Annotated in this window: 23 protein-coding genes and 1 pseudogene; 11 read left to right on the forward strand and 13 right to left on the reverse strand. The window is 42.1% G+C overall.

Features of this window, described 5'->3' with window-relative positions; all coding sequences use genetic code 11:
• Positions 1 to 73 precede the first annotated feature (73 nt).
• Together MICAI_RS06395 and MICAI_RS06400 are read right to left on the reverse strand one after the other, a co-directional pair.
• Positions 74 to 316, reverse strand: a complete 243-nt coding sequence (locus tag MICAI_RS06395) for an AbrB/MazE/SpoVT family DNA-binding domain-containing protein (protein WP_002736094.1) — start codon at positions 314 to 316, stop codon at positions 74 to 76.
• 298 nt (positions 317 to 614) lie between these two features.
• Positions 615 to 821 carry a hypothetical protein gene (locus tag MICAI_RS06400; RefSeq protein WP_002736760.1) on the reverse strand — a complete coding sequence of 69 codons (207 nt, stop codon included), beginning with the start codon at positions 819 to 821 and terminating at the stop codon, positions 615 to 617.
• Positions 822 to 1,147: 326 nt separating this feature from the next.
• On the opposite strand from MICAI_RS06400, the gene MICAI_RS06405 reads away from it, so the two are divergent.
• Positions 1,148 to 1,447, forward strand: a complete 300-nt coding sequence (locus MICAI_RS06405) for a hemolysin XhlA family protein (protein WP_002755782.1) — start codon at positions 1,148 to 1,150, stop codon at positions 1,445 to 1,447.
• Positions 1,448 to 1,509: 62 nt separating this feature from the next.
• Here MICAI_RS06405 and MICAI_RS06410 read toward each other — a convergent pair whose 3' ends face one another.
• Together MICAI_RS06410 and MICAI_RS06415 are read right to left on the reverse strand one after the other, a co-directional pair.
• Positions 1,510 to 1,719, reverse strand: a complete 210-nt coding sequence (locus MICAI_RS06410; protein ID WP_008199354.1) for a type II toxin-antitoxin system HicA family toxin — start codon at positions 1,717 to 1,719, stop codon at positions 1,510 to 1,512.
• Entirely contained in the window at positions 1,716 to 1,916 is a 201-nt protein-coding gene (locus MICAI_RS06415) for a type II toxin-antitoxin system HicB family antitoxin (RefSeq protein WP_002735173.1), read from the reverse strand. Before MICAI_RS06415 ends, MICAI_RS06410 begins: the two co-directional genes overlap by 4 nt.
• Before the next feature lie 54 nt (positions 1,917 to 1,970).
• Between MICAI_RS06415 and MICAI_RS25745 the strand changes: the two genes are divergently transcribed.
• From MICAI_RS25745 to MICAI_RS26920, 5 genes are all read left to right on the forward strand, one after another.
• The gene (locus MICAI_RS25745; protein ID WP_157221729.1) at positions 1,971 to 2,171 is read left to right on the forward strand and encodes a hypothetical protein; all 201 of its coding nucleotides are present in this window, start codon (positions 1,971 to 1,973) and stop codon (positions 2,169 to 2,171) included.
• Between the two features lie 96 nt (positions 2,172 to 2,267).
• Positions 2,268 to 2,501, forward strand: coding sequence for a hypothetical protein (locus tag MICAI_RS06420; RefSeq protein ID WP_002755783.1), 234 nt, complete (start codon positions 2,268 to 2,270; stop codon positions 2,499 to 2,501).
• Positions 2,491 to 2,907, forward strand: coding sequence for a type II toxin-antitoxin system VapC family toxin (locus tag MICAI_RS06425; protein WP_002792614.1), 417 nt, complete (start codon positions 2,491 to 2,493; stop codon positions 2,905 to 2,907). The genes MICAI_RS06420 and MICAI_RS06425 overlap by 11 nt, the downstream gene beginning before the upstream one ends.
• An 85-nt stretch (positions 2,908 to 2,992) precedes the next feature.
• Positions 2,993 to 3,169 (forward strand): hypothetical protein, encoded by a 177-nt coding sequence (locus MICAI_RS25750; protein WP_008199356.1) that lies wholly within the window; start codon positions 2,993 to 2,995, stop codon positions 3,167 to 3,169.
• A 94-nt stretch (positions 3,170 to 3,263) separates the two neighbouring features.
• Positions 3,264 to 3,545, forward strand: coding sequence for an REP-associated tyrosine transposase (locus MICAI_RS26920; protein WP_232306152.1), 282 nt, complete (start codon positions 3,264 to 3,266; stop codon positions 3,543 to 3,545).
• A gap of 582 nt (positions 3,546 to 4,127) precedes the next feature.
• Here the strand turns inward: MICAI_RS26920 and MICAI_RS25755 are convergent.
• The 6 genes from MICAI_RS25755 to MICAI_RS06460 form a co-directional block, all read right to left on the reverse strand.
• Complete coding sequence (locus tag MICAI_RS25755) at positions 4,128 to 4,433, reverse strand: 2Fe-2S iron-sulfur cluster-binding protein (RefSeq protein ID WP_039899720.1); 306 nt, start codon at positions 4,431 to 4,433, stop codon at positions 4,128 to 4,130.
• 1,156 nt (positions 4,434 to 5,589) lie between these two features.
• On the reverse strand, positions 5,590 to 5,874 hold the full coding sequence (locus MICAI_RS06445; RefSeq protein WP_071989010.1) for a DUF1214 domain-containing protein: 285 nt from the start codon (positions 5,872 to 5,874) through the stop codon (positions 5,590 to 5,592).
• A 127-nt stretch (positions 5,875 to 6,001) separates the two neighbouring features.
• Entirely contained in the window at positions 6,002 to 6,223 is a 222-nt protein-coding gene (locus MICAI_RS06450) for a type II toxin-antitoxin system HicB family antitoxin (protein ID WP_002744564.1), read from the reverse strand.
• A gap of 2 nt (positions 6,224 to 6,225) precedes the next feature.
• Positions 6,226 to 6,453, reverse strand: a complete 228-nt coding sequence (locus tag MICAI_RS23320) for a type II toxin-antitoxin system HicA family toxin (protein ID WP_008199366.1) — start codon at positions 6,451 to 6,453, stop codon at positions 6,226 to 6,228.
• 167 nt (positions 6,454 to 6,620) lie between these two features.
• Positions 6,621 to 7,316 (reverse strand): metal ABC transporter ATP-binding protein, encoded by a 696-nt coding sequence (locus MICAI_RS06455; RefSeq protein ID WP_004163551.1) that lies wholly within the window; start codon positions 7,314 to 7,316, stop codon positions 6,621 to 6,623.
• A gap of 10 nt (positions 7,317 to 7,326) precedes the next feature.
• Complete coding sequence (locus MICAI_RS06460; protein ID WP_008199371.1) at positions 7,327 to 8,262, reverse strand: metal ABC transporter solute-binding protein, Zn/Mn family; 936 nt, start codon at positions 8,260 to 8,262, stop codon at positions 7,327 to 7,329.
• Between the two features lie 572 nt (positions 8,263 to 8,834).
• Between MICAI_RS06460 and mfd the strand changes: the two genes are divergently transcribed.
• Positions 8,835 to 12,317, forward strand: a complete 3,483-nt coding sequence (mfd, locus tag MICAI_RS06465) for a transcription-repair coupling factor (RefSeq protein ID WP_008199373.1) — start codon at positions 8,835 to 8,837, stop codon at positions 12,315 to 12,317.
• 372 nt (positions 12,318 to 12,689) lie between these two features.
• Here the strand turns inward: mfd and MICAI_RS06470 are convergent, their stop codons facing one another.
• Both MICAI_RS06470 and MICAI_RS06475 read right to left on the reverse strand, forming a co-directional pair.
• A complete protein-coding gene (locus MICAI_RS06470; protein ID WP_008199375.1) occupies positions 12,690 to 13,115 on the reverse strand; it encodes a lysozyme inhibitor LprI family protein in 426 nt (141 codons plus the stop codon).
• A 144-nt stretch (positions 13,116 to 13,259) separates the two neighbouring features.
• Positions 13,260 to 14,175 (reverse strand): annotated as a pseudogene (locus MICAI_RS06475) (molybdopterin dinucleotide binding domain-containing protein); the annotation flags it as partial.
• A gap of 470 nt (positions 14,176 to 14,645) precedes the next feature.
• On the opposite strand from MICAI_RS06475, the gene MICAI_RS06480 reads away from it, so the two are divergent.
• The 4 genes from MICAI_RS06480 to MICAI_RS26930 all read left to right on the forward strand — a co-directional run bounded on the left by MICAI_RS06480 (position 14,646) and on the right by MICAI_RS26930 (position 17,465).
• Positions 14,646 to 15,725: an SGNH/GDSL hydrolase family protein gene (locus tag MICAI_RS06480; RefSeq protein WP_008199382.1), complete on the forward strand. Its 1,080-nt coding sequence runs from the start codon at positions 14,646 to 14,648 to the stop codon at positions 15,723 to 15,725.
• Positions 15,726 to 15,914: 189 nt separating this feature from the next.
• Positions 15,915 to 16,463: a hypothetical protein gene (locus tag MICAI_RS06485; RefSeq protein ID WP_106909744.1), complete on the forward strand. Its 549-nt coding sequence runs from the start codon at positions 15,915 to 15,917 to the stop codon at positions 16,461 to 16,463.
• Positions 16,464 to 16,668: 205 nt separating this feature from the next.
• A complete protein-coding gene (locus MICAI_RS26925) occupies positions 16,669 to 17,253 on the forward strand; it encodes an ISAzo13-like element transposase-related protein (RefSeq protein WP_008199387.1) in 585 nt (194 codons plus the stop codon).
• Between the two features lie 26 nt (positions 17,254 to 17,279).
• Positions 17,280 to 17,465, forward strand: a complete 186-nt coding sequence (locus tag MICAI_RS26930; protein ID WP_008199388.1) for a topoisomerase C-terminal repeat-containing protein — start codon at positions 17,280 to 17,282, stop codon at positions 17,463 to 17,465.
• On the opposite strand, the gene MICAI_RS06495 is transcribed toward MICAI_RS26930, so the two are convergent.
• The gene (locus MICAI_RS06495; protein ID WP_039899715.1) at positions 17,404 to 17,613 is read right to left on the reverse strand and encodes a hypothetical protein; all 210 of its coding nucleotides are present in this window, start codon (positions 17,611 to 17,613) and stop codon (positions 17,404 to 17,406) included. The genes MICAI_RS26930 and MICAI_RS06495 overlap by 62 nt on opposite strands.
• Positions 17,614 to 17,931 lie beyond the last annotated feature (318 nt).

The raw sequence follows: 17,931 nt of genomic DNA on the forward strand, positions 1-17,931 counted from the left end.
AAGCTTAAGTACTCTCATCGAATTTTATTTTAAGTTAATTATTTGCATAACAATTACCGAAGAGCCAATCTTTCTACCATTGATTTTGCCGCTCAAACTCGTTTTCCACCCCTAACCAATCCTGTAACTCGGCTTCAATAGGAGCATCATCAAATAACTCAGCCCAGCCTTCCCTCACCTTCTTTTTAGCACTCAGAATAATTCTTTTTCCATCAACTATCGCCTCAACTTCGTCCAGAAGTTCACACTGTTCCATGATTGCTTGAGGAATTGTAATTGCTTGAGAATTACCGATTTGTACGATTTTTAGCAACATTTTGACGACCAGATAAACATACGATAATTATATCAACTTATACTTATTAGGGAGCGATCGCCCCTCCTCCTCAAAATCGCCCCTCCTCCTCCCCAAAAATGATCGCCCCTCCTCATCCAAATCGCCATTCCCCAAAAATTGCTCCTCCCAAAAACCATCGCCCCTCCCCATCATCAAAAAATGATCGCACTACAAGATCAGCTACAAGCTCGGCGATCGCATTAATAAAAATCCAAAAAATCAGATAATTACGGTGAATAACAATTAATTTAGTGCGTTACTACAAGAGCGATCGCACTTATTGACCTCGCCCTGGCTTACAGTCGGCAAAACTTAATGCCTCTGTGTCTAGAAAACTGGCGATCGCCATCTCAAGGATTGCTTCAACGGGATAATCAATTTCAGTAGCGCGAGCAATCAGGGCATCCTGAATCCAGTCTGGTAAGCACTTTAAAATATTTTCCGCATCCGCAGACGAGATTTGCTCCGAAAGTTTCACTTGCATGGGTTAGGACTCCAGTATGAATTTGAACATTATACGGTGGCTCAGTTGCCCTTCAAATGATCGCCTCTAGTTCTAATAGTAGCGCAGGGTTTTTTGAGTAAGGTATTGTCTGCACCGCAATTCGTACCAGCTATTCTCATTTTGAAACGATTTTGCGTTGTTTCAGCGATCTAGAGATTCGTTAAGAATTATTAACCCCTCTAGGTGCAAGGGTTTTAATGTCATGAAACCTTAAAATGAGAATTGCTATATTTTGAGAAGAGGCCGTTCTCTCAGCAAAAAAATAGATTAAAATGAGTGTGTCAGCCTGATTAACAAGATGAGTTATGCCAACACCGACTATCATCGAAACAGATTTGCGCGAAGTTCTAGCAGAAATGAATCAGAAGCTAGATACAATTTCTAAAGATGTGAATCAAGTACAGATTCGATTGGCTACTGTAGAAACCAAAGTTGATAATGTAGAGAAACGATTGGATTCAATGGATAAGCGATTCGATAAAATGGAATTACAGATAGAAAAGGTAGAAAGCAATCAGGGCAATCAGGTTTGGGCTTTGATTGGGATTTTGTTTACGGCGGTAGTGGCAACGTCTATCCGTTTTGTTTTAACAGCTTTACCCTAGATTTCAAAAGAAAACCTGATCGCGTTTTTAAGATTTAATCAACAAGAAAACAGCGATCACCGTTATCTCAAGTCATCTTCGGTCAGATCAGCATCTTTCAAAATACTCTTAAGAGTACCAATTGGTAAATCTTTATTGCCATGAACAGGAACGGATAAAATAACTTTCATTCCCTGTTTTGTATAAATATAATGACTACTACTAATGCGTTTTAACTGCCAACCATAACGTTCAATAATTTTACAAAGGGCTTGGCCAGAAATAGATTTCATAATGATAATTCGACTAGCTCTTTTTCTGCTTCAATTTCTGTTTCTTGACTTGCAACTTCAAGCCATCCTTGAACTGCATCTTGCAACATTTCTAATAATTGTTCGTAGCTTTCTCCCCAGGTATGACAGCCTGGCAATGCCGGTACGGAACCGCACCAAATACCATCTTCTTGCCAGATTAGAGCTTTAATTTTCATGTTATTTTCAAAATATTTGCCTGATTTTACTATGATAATAGAAAAATACGATATGTGATCGCCATTCCCACATCACCCAAAAACGATCGCCCCTCCTCACTCAAGAAACGATCGCCTCTCCTCCTCATCAAAAAGCGATCGCCCCTTCTCATCCCAAAAAAAACGATCGCCTCTCCTCATTCTCAAAAAGCGATCGCAATCATCATCACAAAAAATGATCGCCCTTTGCCTTCCTATCCCAAGCGGCAGCTTTAAAGTTTAACCAACAAGATGACAGCGAATAACAATCAATTTGGTGTGTTACATTTATAATATAGATATTTCAAGTAAAAATCATTTCACCAACAGATCATGCTTAATTCTATTAACGCATTATTTGACGGAAAGGTCTTTCATCCAGAGCAACCCGTTACATTGAAGGCTAATACTCGTGTCCGCATTATTGTTGATAACTTATCGGATGAAAATAATGAACTCACTTCTTTTTTAGAGACAGCAGAATCATTACAACTAGACGGCCCCTCTGATTGGTCAGAAAATCTAGATAAATATTTATATGGCGAAGAAAAAGAGCATGAACCCTGAGAAATTTCTCGATACAAGTTATGCGATCGCTTTATCTTCATCTACGGACGATTATCATCATAAAGCACTTGCCATTGCCCAACAATTAAAAACTTCAAAAACACCTTTAGTTACAACCAGAGCCATTATTTTAGAGATTGGCAATGCTTTATCTAAACAAAAATATCGCTCTAAGTCAATTAAATTGTTGTCCTCATTAGAAAAGGACAGAACAGTGACAGTTATTCCCTTATCGGAAATTCTTTATCAAAAAGCTTTTCAACTATATTGTCAAAGAAACGATAAAAATTGGGGAATTGTTGACTGTATTTCTTTTATTGTAATGGAAGAGCGTAGAATAACGGAAGCATTAACAACGGATATTCATTTTCAGCAAGCTGGTTTTCGAGCTTTGTTGAGAGATTAATCTCAGGGCAGGCGATCGCCCCTTTTCCTCCCCAAAAAGCAATCGCCCCTCCCCATCATCAAAAAACGATCGCACTACAAGATCGGTGATTGCGCTCCTCCCAAAAATGATCGCCGCTCCTTCTCAAAAAACGATCGCCTCTTCTCATCCCCAAAAAGCGATCACCTCTCCTCATTCTCAAAAAGCGATCGCCTCTCCTCCTCATCAAAAATTGATCGCCCTTTGCGTTCCTATCCCAAGCAATGGCAATTTTAAAATTTAATCAACAAGATAATAGCGATCGCACTTTCAAAAGCCAAAGGAATTGCGGTCTTAAAGTTTGGTAGGTTGGGTTGAGGCACGAAACCCAACGCCAGTTGCGTAAACACCAATCCAATAAATGTTATTCTAACTTGATGCAATACCGTAGAGCAAAAACACCTGGAGCTACTTATTTTTTTACAGTTGTGACATACAATCGTCACAAAATTTTGTGTGAACCTGAAAATGTGGATTTACTACGAAATGCTTTTAAATATGTTATGCGACAACATCATTTTAAGATTGATGCTATTGTCATTTTACCAGATCACATTCATGCTCTTTGGACATTGCCTGAAACAGATGCAGATTTTTCAACTCGTTGGCGATTAATTTAAAGTTATTTTAGCCGTCAATGTCATTCTCAATATCAGGGTAAAATTTCAACATCTCGACAACATAAAGGAGAAAAGGCTATTTGGCAACGTCGCTTTTGGGAGCATCAAGTTCGAGATGGTCGCCAAGGGCGCGCCTACGGCGATCGAGATTTTGTTAATCATCTCGAATACATCCATTACAATCCCGTGCATCATGGATTAGTAAATGCTCCGAAAGATTGGCAACACTCCAGTTTTCATCGTTATGTTGAAGAAGGAATTTATGATCAGATGTGGGGGGCTTCAGAAAGGCTGATCTTTGATAGTGATATTAGTATGGAATAAAATGTAGGTTGGGTTTCGTCGTATCAACCGACAAGATCAACTAAAATTTTTCAAAAATTCGGTGGGTTGGGTTAAGGAACGCAACCCAACAAATTAAAAGATAATGGTGTTAATTCGTTTTGGAAAGGGGATATTTTCTGTGTAGAAATGTTGGGTTTCCTTTCGTCAACCCAACCTACAAGATCGGCGATCGGACTTTCAGCAGTCAAAATGATCGCAGTTTTAAAGTCAACAAGAAGAAGACGATCTCACTCAGGCTTAATACAGTTTCTCTCCCTGATTTACGAGGATTGTACAATCAGATACAGGATATGCAACGCACAATAAAACAAAGCCCTCTTGAATTTGGTCATCATCTAAAAAAGATTGGTCTGATTGATCTACTTTGCCTGACACTAAAATACCCGCACAAGTTCCACAAGCACCTGCTCCGCAACTATATGGTAGATCTAGCTCTAATTTTTCAGCGACATCCAAAATATACTCATCAAGAGGAACTTCAAGAGGAACTTCTATGGTTTCATTAATTCCTTCATCTTCAAAAATCAATGTTACACTATATATGTTTCCAGAACTATTTCTCGGTAGTGTTTTTGCATCAGCTCTTGCAGCTTCTCTAGCTTCTCTAGTTTTTGCAGCTTTTGCAGCTCTTTCAGCTTCTCTCTCATCTTTCTCCTTCAAGATAAGAGAATATATTTTGAGATTATCCTTCTCCATGCTTGATGGGCAACTGCCACTTTGCTGTTTTTTCTCTGTCCTTAACCACTCCTTCGTAGAGAGCGAAACAACATACAATTCGCTTAAAGTTCGAGGTGAAGGCGGGAAACTCGAAACGTACATACGTTCTACCCTAATCTTCTTACTTTCAATCTGCAATGAAAGTTGAACAATATCATCCAAAATCATAAGGGAATGTGCAAGATTTCCCTGCTGTAAAGCCTCCAAATGTTGAGCGTGTAATTTATTAAAACGTTGATAGAAGTCTTGAACATGAGCATTTCGCCAATGACCTTGATGCCAATGATTTTCCTTTAATCCATCGTTGATTTGTTCTGCTCTGTACTCAAATATTTTGATTAATTCTTCTATTCTTCCTGATAATTGATCATTATTATTAATTGTAGTTTGTTGACCTATGACTGTACCCGTATTGCTATTTACGTTAAGATTTACACCTGATTGGGTGTTTTGGGTGACATTAGATATGTTCTCTACTGACTGAATTTGCTGAAACTGAGTGACCAATCTCTCTAAATCTTCCTTAAATTGTCTATCCAGTCGAGACTCATCAATGATTGCAGCTTCCAAAAATCTGTATTCCTGTTTTGCTTTATCAAGGCTTACTCTGCCTCGAAACCGAGTTTTCAGGAAATCTAGAATATCCGTACCAGCTTTTTCTAAAGCCCCACCAGTGGCTTTATCGAGAGCATAAAGAACAATTGTTACTGCTTGAGCGGCAAGTGCAGATATATCCATAAATTTAGTGTTCCTTGTATTTAAAGCTTTTCAAACTTTGCTTACCACCAATTTCTCTTGATCACAACCGAAAAGTCTTTAGGCGGAGCAATCTAATCTATTCATTATACTGACATTTTCTGGCTAGTCAACTCCTAGAGGACAAATAAAGAGAAAGTTTCCGTATATTCACCCTGTAGAAAAGGATATTCAGAAACTTTCCACGATTATGCAAAACCTCCTGAGCTTTGATAACGAGTTAGGACTATTTTAACAACTCGATTTCCCCTGGTCGCCAAGTCTTATCAAACCAAGGCTCAAGCGGGCCATAAAGCCGAAGAATCGTATTCCAACCCGTGCCCGGATTTGTCTGCACCCAATTATTTTCCTTACCCGCAAGCGGTTTCGGCCCGAAATAGATATCCACAGAACCATCGGCATTAACCAAAAGTCCCTTTGTCTGACTACCGACACTGGGAAACTGTTGATCCATCTGAATCTGCGATCGCGTCTGGTTACTGTCAAGAATCACTGACCAGAATAGTAGCACGCTAGGATGTTTTAGCGTAACGCAGAATAATTACAAATTCATCATGATTAAAAGCAAAAAAGCCCGTTAAGTAACTATTTTTTAAGTCAAGACGGCAATTAGCGATCACAATTCCCCCAAAAATGCTCTATACAGTGCTTAATGCTTTGATTTTCGCTATCTCTGTTTCTAAGTTGGGAAGTTTTTGATTATATTTTTGGGCTGTTTCTAACCATAAATCTTTTACCATCAGTAATTCTTGTAGGGTTTCTTCTAAGGTTTCACCCTGAGCCAAACAGCCAGATAGTGCTGGAATTTCAGCGACAAAACCGCCTTCTTCACAGGGATAAATAATAATTGGATAATTCATCTTTAGTTGTCTCCGATGATTTCAAGGACTCGACGAATATAAACAGATTTTACTTTTTTATTATGAACAGGTATGATCAAAATAATATCATTTCTTTTAAAAATGTGATGGCTACCTGTAATTCGATCAAGGGAAAACCCTTCTAATTCTAGCAGTTTACAAATATCGTTGAATCTTGCGTTATTAGGACTATTCTTTAGGAGTTCTAGTAGTTTATCCCTTTTAGACACGAGTGAATGCCATTCAACAATGAGCTTGAGCAGAAATCAATTTTAACCCAAAAGGAGAAAACTTTTAAGTACCTAAGCAAAATTAATTACACATTTCGATAAAGCTTTTGCCTTTTGCCTTTTGCCTTTTGCCTATCCTAACCAAGAAATTAATTTTGCACGACTACTTAACAATACACTTGTTCTAGCATAGCGGTAGTAAGAGATTTTTGGCCGTGATAATAAAGACGACGATTGAGACAACCGATCGATTTAACATAGGTAGATAGGGTTCCTAGATCGTGGGAAATAATTAAAATAGTCATCCACTCATTCAATTCTTGCAACAGGGAAAAAATACTAGCACGCATTTGGGGATCGACACTAGCAGTGGGTTCATCTAAAATCAAGAGACGGGGTTCTACCGCTAAAGCGCGAGCGATATAAACCCGTTGGCGCTGTCCTCCCGAAAGTTCAGCAATCGACCTTTTTTTCAACGCTAACATTCCCACACTATCTAAAGCTTTATCTACCCTTAACTCATCTTTTTTACTATAGCCTTGCCAGAGTTTTTTGCTGCTCAATCTCCCCATTTTCACCACCTCACCCACAGTAATGGGAAATGAGCGATCGCATTCTACAAACTGCGGCACATAACCGACTAATTCCCGACCTTTTTCGACATTTTGCCCCAAAATACTGACTTCTCCCCGCCAAGGTTTAATTAATCCCAGTAAAACCTTAAGGAGGGTAGTTTTTCCTCCTCCATTCGGGCCGATAATTCCCAGGAAATCCAATTCTTCAATGGTTAAATTAATATCTTCGAGGATGGGTTCCTGTTCGTAGCCGGCCCAGAGATTATTAATGGTAATGATCGTTGACATATACAAGCAATTACTGATTTAAAACTGTGGCCATTTTTTGGGAAACTTGTCGCAGGTTTTCACTCCAATTTTCAGCAAAGGCACTGATAGGGATTACCTGTCCCCCAATTTCCCTAGCAATAGTTTCGGCGCTTTTCTGACTAAATTCTGGTTGAGTAAAAATAACTTTAATATTCTCTTTTTTGGCCTGTTTGATTAGTTGACTTAACTGGGCAGCACTGGGTTCATTACCGTCGATTTCGATCGCAATCATCTCTAAACCGTAATCTTGGGCAAAATAGCCCCATTCGGGATGAAATACCATAAATTTTTTGTTTTTAATCCCTGCCAAGTTTTGCCGAATTTCTTGATCTAATGCGTCTAATTCCTGACTGAATTTTTCCAAGTTAGCTCGATAGATAGGTTCCTGACTGGGATCGAGTTTTGCTAGGGTTTGATAAATAGTCTTTGCTTGTGCTTTGACTCGTTTTGGTGATAACCAAATATGGGGATCTAGGGTGTTTTTTCCAGCTTGATGTTTTTCTTCCTTGCTGTGATCATGATCGTGATCATGATCGTGATTATGTTCTGCTGTCAAAGGGATTTTATCTACTCCTTGACTGGTATCGACGATTAACATCTGTTGGTTAACACTGTTTAAGCGATCTTTCCAGGCATCCTCTAAGGATACACCGATTTTAAAGTAGGCTTGCGATTGGGCTGTGGTTTTTAATTGTTCGGGTTTTGGTTCATAGGTGTGGGGATCTGTCCCGGGTTGAATCATGGCATTAACACTGACTCTATCACCGCCGATGCGTTTGACGAAATATTCCTGCGGTACGATACTCACTGTCACCTGTAAGGGTGTCTTTGCTTCCTCTTCCTTGACCGAGGAATCGCTACAAGCTGTTAAGCTGGCTATAGTCAGGGTTAAAGCGATCGCTGTTAACTGGAATTTTTTACCCATCGGATTAACTGAGTCTGATTATGATTCTGATCTTATCACAGTCGGTGAGAATCGTTATCATTCTGAAAATATTTCGGTATAGATGTACTGGTTTTTCGTCCTTCGATCTTTCGCTCCCAATTAAAAAATTTTCTCTTGCTAACTAGGGCTTGACATGATATTATATAGATAATGGAAAATCCGTGCGCCTGCGACCCCCCTCTGGTCAAGTCAAATAAAGCCCAAAAAAATTAACCCCAAAAAGTAGTGGGTGAACTGATAACTGATACTTGCTAAGACTGCACCGGAGCAGGGAGAGGAAGCCTGAGCATTTGTACTAAAAATCCCAAGAGGCAGTATAAAAAATTCAGTAGAGCTTAACTAGAGCTTGCTGAATAAATCTAAAAACCGTGTTGGGTAAGACTTTTAGACTTTTTGGGAAATCAAAAAGTACCGGACATGAGAGTGATCGGGGGGAAAATTAAGTAATTGACCCCCTCAAAATCGGTAAAACCCCACACCCCACACCCTGTCCCCACGAAAAACTTTTTGCCGCAAACCCTAACTAAAAACCGAGTGCCGAACACGAAAAAATGACTTTTGCCTCCGTTATTCGCAACATTGAAAAATCGCCATTAACTGCCGAACTTATCCAAAAACTGGAGAAAAATGGCAATTTAACCCTAACCGGCCTTGCCCGCTTACCGAAAGGATTAATAGGCACAGCTTTCGCCCGTTGTCAAGGAAAAAATCTTTTAATTATCTGTGCCAATCTGGAAGAAGCGGCACGTTGGGCGGCACAATTAGAAGCGATGACGTGGAAAGGTGTTTTCTTTTATCCCACCTCGGAAGCTTGCCCCTACGAGAGATTTAATCGGGAATCCGAGATGATTTGGGGACAGATGCAGGTATTATCGACAATCAGTCATCAAGAGGCTGGAATGGCGATCGTTACCACCGAAAAGGCCCTGCAGCCCCATTTACCCCCTAGAGAGGTTTTCGAGAAATATAGCGATAATTTTGAGGTAGGAAGGGTTATAGAAGCCAAAAACCTCGATCTAACCCTAGCTAGATTAGGATATGAACGGGTTTCACTGGTAGAAACCGAAGGACAATGGAGTCGTCGCGGCGATATCGTTGATATTTTCCCAGTTTCGGCAGAATTACCGGTCAGGTTAGAATTTTTCGGCGATGAATTGGAAAAATTGCGAGAATTTGACCCTGCCACCCAAAGATCGCTCGATTCTATCCCCAATCTGCTTCTTACTCCCACTAGCTTCGCGGCGATGATTGCCCCTTCTCTCCCCCCGACAGTGGCCGATTATCTGGAGGCCGAAGAGCGAGAAAAATTGGCTAATGGCATTTATCCAGAGGGAATTGAGCGATTTTTAGGCTTGGCCTTCCGTCAACCTGCCTCTTTATTGGATTATCTCCCTGAAAATACCCTTATTGCCTTTGATGAACTGGAAAGCTGTCAAGCTAGAAGCGATCGCTGGATAGAATATATTGGGGAACGCTGGCAAGAGATAGAACCAGCTTTACCGCAAATTCACCGTTCTTTTGGCGAATCTTTGGAAATATCGGCCAAATTTCCCCATCTCTACCTCTCAGAAATAGACGATCACCTCTCCGAAAATAGCCTTAATCTCTCCAGTCGTCCGATTCCCACCAATCCGGGGCAATTCGCCAAACTAGCGGAAATTTTACGGGGAAAAAGAGAGATTTATAGCGGTATTAAAGTAAATAAGTACGCTACATGGTTAATATCTGCCCAACCCTCCCGCACAGTCTCGTTATTACAGGAACACGACTGTCCGGCCCAATTTATCCCCAATCCCCTTGATTTTGGGGCGATCGAGCGATTAATCATTCAAAACACCGCTACAGCCCTAAAATACTCAGGATTAGCTGAATTAGAAGGTTTTATCCTACCCACCTATCGCATAGTCGTCGTTACTGATCGAGAGTTCTTCGGACAACATCTTCTAAATACTGCTGGTTACGTCCGCAAACGTCGGCAAGCAGCCTCGGTACAGGTGGACGTGAACAAACTCCGTCCCCTCGATTTTGTAGTACATAAACACCATGGCATTGGGCAGTTTATCAAACTAGAAAAGCAGGAAAGCACAATTAGCGGAATAGTGCAAGGTCGAGATTATCTAGTTATTAAGTATGCCGATGGATTATTGCGGGTTCCTGCCGATTCTGTTGATAATCTCTCCCGTTATCGTCATACAGGTAATCAAGAGCCAGAATTACATAAAATCTCTGGCAAAGCGTGGGAAGCGACGAAAGCTCGCGTCAGGAAGTCGATTAAGAAGTTAGCGGTTGATTTAATCAATATTTACGCCCAACGGGCCAAAAAATCGGGTTTTGCCTATCCTATGGATAATCCCTGGCAGCGGGAGTTAGAGGATTCTTTTCCCTACCAACCCACTGCCGATCAATTAAAAGCGATACAGGATGTGAAACGGGATTTAGAAAGCGATCGCCCGATGGATCGCTTAGTCTGTGGGGATGTGGGTTTTGGTAAGACAGAAGTGGCGATTCGGGCTATTTTTAAAGCTGTCACCACGGGTCATAAACAGGTGGCTTTATTAGCACCAACAACGATTTTAACCCAACAACATTATCACACCCTAAAAGAACGTTTTGCTCCCTATCCCATTAATGTGGGTTTATTAAATCGTTTTCGCACCAATTCCGAGAAAAAAGATATCGTCCAGCGCTTGAAAACGGGGGAATTGGATATAGTAGTGGGTACTCAGTTGTTATTGAGTAAAGCGGTGGAGTTTAAAGATTTAGGATTATTGGTAATTGATGAAGAACAGCGTTTTGGTGTCAATCAAAAGGAAAAAATTAAGGCTTTTAAAAGTAATATTGATGTGTTAACCTTGAGTGCGACACCGATTCCCCGGACTCTTTATATGTCCCTTTCTGGGGTGCGAGAAATGAGTTTAATTACCACACCTCCCCCCTCTCGTCGTCCCATTCAAACCCACCTTTCTAGTTATAATTCTGATGTGATTAGAACGGCAATTCGCAACGAATTGGATCGGGGGGGACAGGTTTTTTATGTATTACCCAGAATCGAGGGGATTGAAGAAAAAGCGGCAGCAATTCAAGGGATGATTCCTGGTGCTAGAATTGCCATCGGCCACGGTCGTATGGATGAGTCCGAATTAGAGACCACCATGTTAGCATTTAATAATGGGGAAGCGGATATCTTAGTCTGTACGACTATTGTGGAGTCGGGGTTAGATATTCCCAGAGTTAACACGATTATCATTGAAGATGCCCAAAAATTCGGTTTAGCGCAACTCTATCAACTGCGGGGACGGGTGGGGCGATCGGGAGTACAAGCGCACGCTTGGTTACTGTATCCAGCCAAGGCAGAACTAACAGAAACCGCTCGGGAAAGATTAAAGGCAATTCAAGAATTTACCCAGTTAGGATCGGGGTATCAATTAGCGACTAGAGATCTGGAAATTCGCGGCGCTGGTAACTTATTGGGTGCGGAACAATCAGGACAAATGGAAGCGATCGGTTTTGATCTATATATGGAAATGTTACAGGAAGCTTTGCAGGAAATTCAAGGTCAAGAAATTCCCCAAGTGGAGGATACCCAAATCGATCTGAAATTAACTGCATTTATTCCTAACGATTATATATCCGATCCGGAGCAGAAAATGGATGTCTATCGGGCGATCGCTACTGCCAATTCTCAGAAAAATTTAGGACAAATTGCCGCCGATTTAGTCGATAGATACGGGGGAATTCCTTCACCGGTGGCACAATTATTTAAGGTAATCGAGTTAAAACATCTGGCTAAATCCCTCGGTTTTTCCCGCATTAAACCCGATGGAAAACAGCATATTATCCTCGAAACTCCCATGGAAGAGCCAGCGTGGAAATTATTACAAGAACACCTACCCCAACATATACAATCACGCTTTGTTTATAGTCCCAAACAGGTGACAGTTAGGGGTTTAGGATTGGTAAAACCACCACAGCAGTTAGATAGTTTATTGGACTGGTTAGCTAAATGTAAAGATGGTTTACCGACGGGCAATTAGATGGGGTCCACTCTAGATCTTTGCCGGGGTGTGTCTGGAAGAGGTTCTTTCCAGTAAGTAGGGTTGGCTGAAAAAGTTTGTTGGTGGGCTTAGGAGTCAGGCTTCGGCCGTAAGCTCAGCGTTCGACAAAAGCTCACGCGGCTCGACTGATCTCGCCGAACGTCCGAAGTCTCGCCGAACGTCCGAGGTCCGAACGGAGTAGGGAGTTTCAGGCTTTGTTGCCCTCCTTCTTTGTACTGATTTATGTACTATAAAAAGGATAATGCCAGGTTTTTGAATGTCCCAATCCTATTTTCGCAGCATGAACATCGGATTTTAACAGGTCAAAAGCCTTATTTTAAAAGGGTTTTACCATTATTCAGCAAGCCCGACTTAGAGATCTCCATTTTCTAAATATCTCCGTAAATCTTTGGTGCGCTGCTCGGTGACATCTGCCAAACAATTACTGTAAATCATGGGAGCTATAGAGCCTCCCTCAAACTCACTTCTTTCAAATTCGCAACTGCTGTCTCTAAACTTAATCCAAGCTTGTTGGGCGGTAATTAATTTTTGTTTGCGAGCAGCTGACAGTTTTGGCAGTAGTTGTCGATAAACTTGATTTAACTTGCGATCGGCGTTTTGATAGGCTATGCCAGCACAAATGTTCATTTCGCTTTGAGTCTGGGGATTGTTACAGTTAGGGCGTTGAGCTAGTTGCAACTCCGTCGCTCCAGATGTGGGACTTGCAATGCCAGGGGTAGTCATCCCGACGGCCAATAAACTGGCTATGCTTAATACGGTTAGCGAAAACTCGCCCATGGCCATTTACTCTAATGATGGTAAGAATAGGATAACAGAAATGCGATCAAAGCGATCGGACGGAAAATCAGTTTGTTTTGGCTGAGTTTATTTCTTAGGTGAGGATATTGTCTGACCGTTATTGAGAATATCGGGAATCGGTAACTAAAAAACCCAGACGGGAACTCTTTTGTAAGCGGGGGTTCCACAGCGAGGCTTGATTTTAGCCTTGAATAAAATATTGGCTTCGGGGTAAAACATAAAGCCAACCCCCTCGCGAATCGGACCGAAAATAAGTTCGATATTTTCTAATTTGCCGGCATCTCCTTGGACGGTGACTCTTTGATGTTCTTGAAGGCCCGCTTTTTTGGCATCCTCGGCGTTCATTAATAAACAATGACGGTGGGGCATTCCCCAATATTTATCGCCCACTTGATAAACGACGGTCTTATGTTGTCCATAACTGCGTCCCGTTCCGAGAATCAGGGCAATTCCGGGGGCATTCTAAATTTTGTTCGATCAAAAATTTTTGTAATCCGACGAATAGGGCGGTGTCGCTACCCGGAATCGGCTGTAGGTAGAGAGTAGAAATATCGGAACCGCCCCGCAATAGGGATTTAATCGGAAAAGCGGGCGAGGAGAATTTGACCAATCCGATTTCAATTTGCGGGTTAATAATAATAATTTTACCGCCGCGATCACGAATTTGAATTAATTCATTGATCAGGCGGGGATGATTAGCGGGGGCGTTAGAACCGATCAATACCACACAATCGGCTTGTTTTAAGCTTTCCAGACTGACCATCGAAGTTCCGGAGCCGAAAACCTGTTTTAATCCTACGGTGGAGGCGGCATGACAGAGATCGGAACAATCGGCTAAATTATTACTTCCCAATGCCAGGAAAAATAATTGTAAGAGATAGGCGGCTTCATTAGAAGAACGTCCCGAACTATAGGAGGCAATGGTCTCGGACGGTTGACGAAAAGCTTGTTCGGCTAATCGATAAACTTCTTCCCAGCTAATACGTTGATAGTGACTTTCTCCGGTTTTTAAGAGGACGGGATAACCGAAACGACCCAAAAAGCCCAGTCTAAACCTTACGATGAGGCCGTTGAATTGTTGGTCAAATTAAGAGACTTAGCCGAATATCAAAACCGCTTGCCCGTTTTCCAAGAGCGTCTGAACCAGATTTACGAACAGTACAGTAACCGTTCGGGATTGAAGAGGAGGTTACAAGAAGTAGGACTTACTGACAGTAAGTGAATCGCTCTTGAATTTTCTATGTCTCGGATAATTTCAACATGAATTAAACAACCATGTTGAGTTTGTTGTCAACCTTCGGAGATAATCAGGTATTGATTTATGTCCATTTTTTTAAATTCCAAAAGTGTTAAGAATTATGTGCGATTGCCCCACCTCTTGACTAAGTAGGTAGAGCAAGTTTCTTTGTTCTATGTTAAGATATTGAGGGCTTCGTTTTTGGGTCTGATTTGTTGTTGTATTGATCGGACAGTAAATGATGAGCCTTTTTCTGTCAACTCTTGAGGTTGATGCGTTTCATTGTTGAAGGCGAACCGATGAAATATTTATTAACAAAATCACTAATTGCCACGGCGGGAATTAGCTTCTTCACTCTCCTTTCTCCTTTCAAAGCCCTAGCGGCCACCTTCGATAGTTTTCAGGTATTCGGCGATAGCTTATCGGATCCGGGAAATTTATATCGACTAACGGGCAATTCTTACCCGCCTAGTCCCCCCTACGCGAACGGGCGCTTTTCTAACGGTTCGCTCTGGATCGAGTATTTACAGCAGGATTTCGGACTGCCGAATAGCGCGGCGCTGAATCTTGCCTACGGCGGAGCCACCAGCGGCCAGGAGAACGTGGCCGAACTCTTGTTCGAGGGGGATTTTCCAGGATTACTCGACGAGATCGGCGCGTTCGCCGCGAACCCGTCTCTATCAACTTTCGACGCTCGCGATCTCTTCGTCGTCTGGGCCGGAGCTAACGACTATCTTTTCGGTTTTAGTACCGACCCCGATGTCGTAGTCGGTAACATTATCGCCGCGGTTCAAACTCTGATCTCCCCCGCGGTCGGGGCGAAAACGGTGATCGTTCCGAATCTACCAGACCTCGGGAAATTACCCAGTCAGGCGGGAATATCAGAGATGACTGATCTAGCCCTAGAGCATAATCAGAAATTAGCCACGGCGCTTCAAGTCCTCCAAAACGCTCCCTCGACCGCGGCCACTCTGATCCCGCTAGATATCTACTCTCTCTTCGAGAACACCTACAACGATCCGTCTCGCTACGGTTTAACCAACGTCATGGACGCTTGTTTGAATACCACTACCGGGCAGATCTGCGCCAATCCCTCTGAGTATCTTTTCTGGGACAGTTTTCATCCCACGACCGTAACCCATCAAGCGATCGCAGGTCTCGCCTCGACAACCCTCACCAGCATTCCCGAACCGGACGCGACAGGTGCGATCATTATCGTCGCTTTTGTCGGTTTGGGTGTTAAAGTGGCGCAGGTAAGGATGAAACAGCCCTGCTCTCATACTAAATCCGTTGAGTATAGGCTACATATCAGTAGAGGCACTCTTGCAATAGGTAAAAGCGGAAATAAATAATCAGTTTTTAATAACCAGATTTAGTATTATGGGGTAAGCCTTCAAGCGATCGCTAACTAACAGAAACCCGAAATTTGAGTTTTTATTAGAAAAAAAGTTAGCGATCGCTTGTCAAGCAAGGGTTTGAGAATCTGGATTCGGTCAGGGATTTGCGAAAGTTCCAGAAGAGCGTTAGGGACTTGCGTATTAATGAATTACCGTCTAGACTGGAAAAGCAACTTGTTGCCCCCACTTTCGACTATGGTAACTGAACTGACTGAAAAAATCAAATCAAGCTTGAAAGATGCGGCAAAAAAGCTGACAGGTTTTAAGAAAAGGGCTTTTATGGCGCAAGTAACCATAGACTATTTTAACTCTTCGCCGCGCCGGGCTGAAACAGAATTGGGATGGTCTAGACAGGCAATAGCAACGGGATTAAAAGAGCTAGAAACTGGGATTATTTGTGTTGATAACTATCGTGCTAGGGGGAGAAAAAAAACGGAGGAACTGCTGCCAAACTTAGAGGAAGATATTAAGAGTTTAGTGGATATTTACTGGCAAGAAGACCCTAAAATTCAATCAACTTTTGCTTTAAAAAAAATTAGTGCCAGAGCGGTAAGAGAGGCATTAAAAGAAGAAAAAGGCTATTCAGATGAACAATTGCCTTCCCGTCAAACTATTGGAGATATTTTGAATCGAATGGGCTATAGTTTAAAAAAAAAGAAAAATAAAACCGCTCAAAAAAATCACAAAAACTGAGGAAATTTTTGACAACATTAAGATAGGCAATTTATCTGTCCATGGCAAAGCCCGCCATTTATAACCTTTAAAAGCCGATGACCATGATAGTTAATGGACTGCTGTTTTAGTCCCTTTAGGAATTCTAGATGTCAGTGGAGAACGCCTGTGAATTTACTTTGTTAAATCGGCTGAAACCTCAGATTTTGTAGTAGATTGTTTAGAGTTGTGGGGGCAAGAAAATCAAGTAATCTATCCAGGGTTAGAAGAATTATTAATTGATTTAGACGGAGGAGTAGCCACTCGCAGCAACCGCAGCCAATTTATCAAAATAATGGAAGACTTTGCCCAAAAAAAGCAGTTGCAAATACGGCTGATCTACTACTGGCTTTACCATAGTAAATATAATCCAATTGAAAGGTGTTGGGCAGTCTTCGAGAACTATTGGAATGGGGCAATTTTAGGTTCAATTGATGCGGATCTTAATTGGGCTTCTAATATGACTGGGAAGGGCATAAAGCCTCTAGTGCATTTGGTAGAAGGAACTTATGAAAAAGGGGTTAAGGTTTTGGCTAAAGAACTAGAACAATTGCCACCTTTCAACGCAGCGTTCTCAAACTTTGCCCAAATGGGATGTGACGGTTCTCCCCTCCTAGCTGGCATCTTATTTTTACGCAATTTCCTAACCATCCCTCGATCTTTGGCCCTATTAACCGAACCGACAAAAACTGGCAGTGCCAGCGGTTCCAGCAAACCACCTTTAAAAGAATTGGGTAAACATCCCGACGAGGGGGAATCGGTGGGATTGTAGGACGGTCCCTAGGGAGTTTATATACTTTGCACGGCAAGACCAACGCTAAGATTCCAGAGGGAGAGACGGCCGAAACCCTCACCCTAGAACGAGCTTTAGTGGCACTAGCGACCAAGACAACCGCCGCCCAGAAAACCACCCCCCAGAAAACTACTTGCCCAGGCCGTCGGTTTCCGATTCCTGTTCTACAAGAGAGGCAATCACCCCCCTGACTTTTTCCTGCCAATTATCGATCTCTTTCAGCTTGGCATATTGAGAGGGCGGCAGCCTTAACGTCAGTTTGGCGCTGCAAGGCTCTTCTCTCTCTGTGGAGAACTGGTGTTTTACTAGGTCGGGGTTGCCCCCTGGTCTTCCTCTCATCTCATCTTTCCTCCTATTCTTAGCCTCAGTCTAGCATGACGACAGGATATAAAAGACCTCTTGCAAAAATCAAAAATCTTCCGTTAGGTGAGGAGTCAGGAGCCAGTAGTCAGGAGTCAGGAGAATTAAGATGGTCTATTTAGGGTTTGCGGCAAAAAGTAGGGGCGAAGCATTCGGGCAATAACCTATCGCTGAAACCGTAGATTTTCTATCCGAATGCTTCGCCCCTACAGGACGCAAGCGCCGATCAAGATGCAAGGTTTTTGAGCCACTAGCTGGAAAATCTTGCAGCTGCTTCACCAAAAAAGCACCAAACCC

Origin of the sequence: Microcystis sp. T1-4 (genome assembly GCF_000297435.1) — a bacterium.
Classification (GTDB): Bacteria; Cyanobacteriota; Cyanobacteriia; order Cyanobacteriales; family Microcystaceae; genus Microcystis.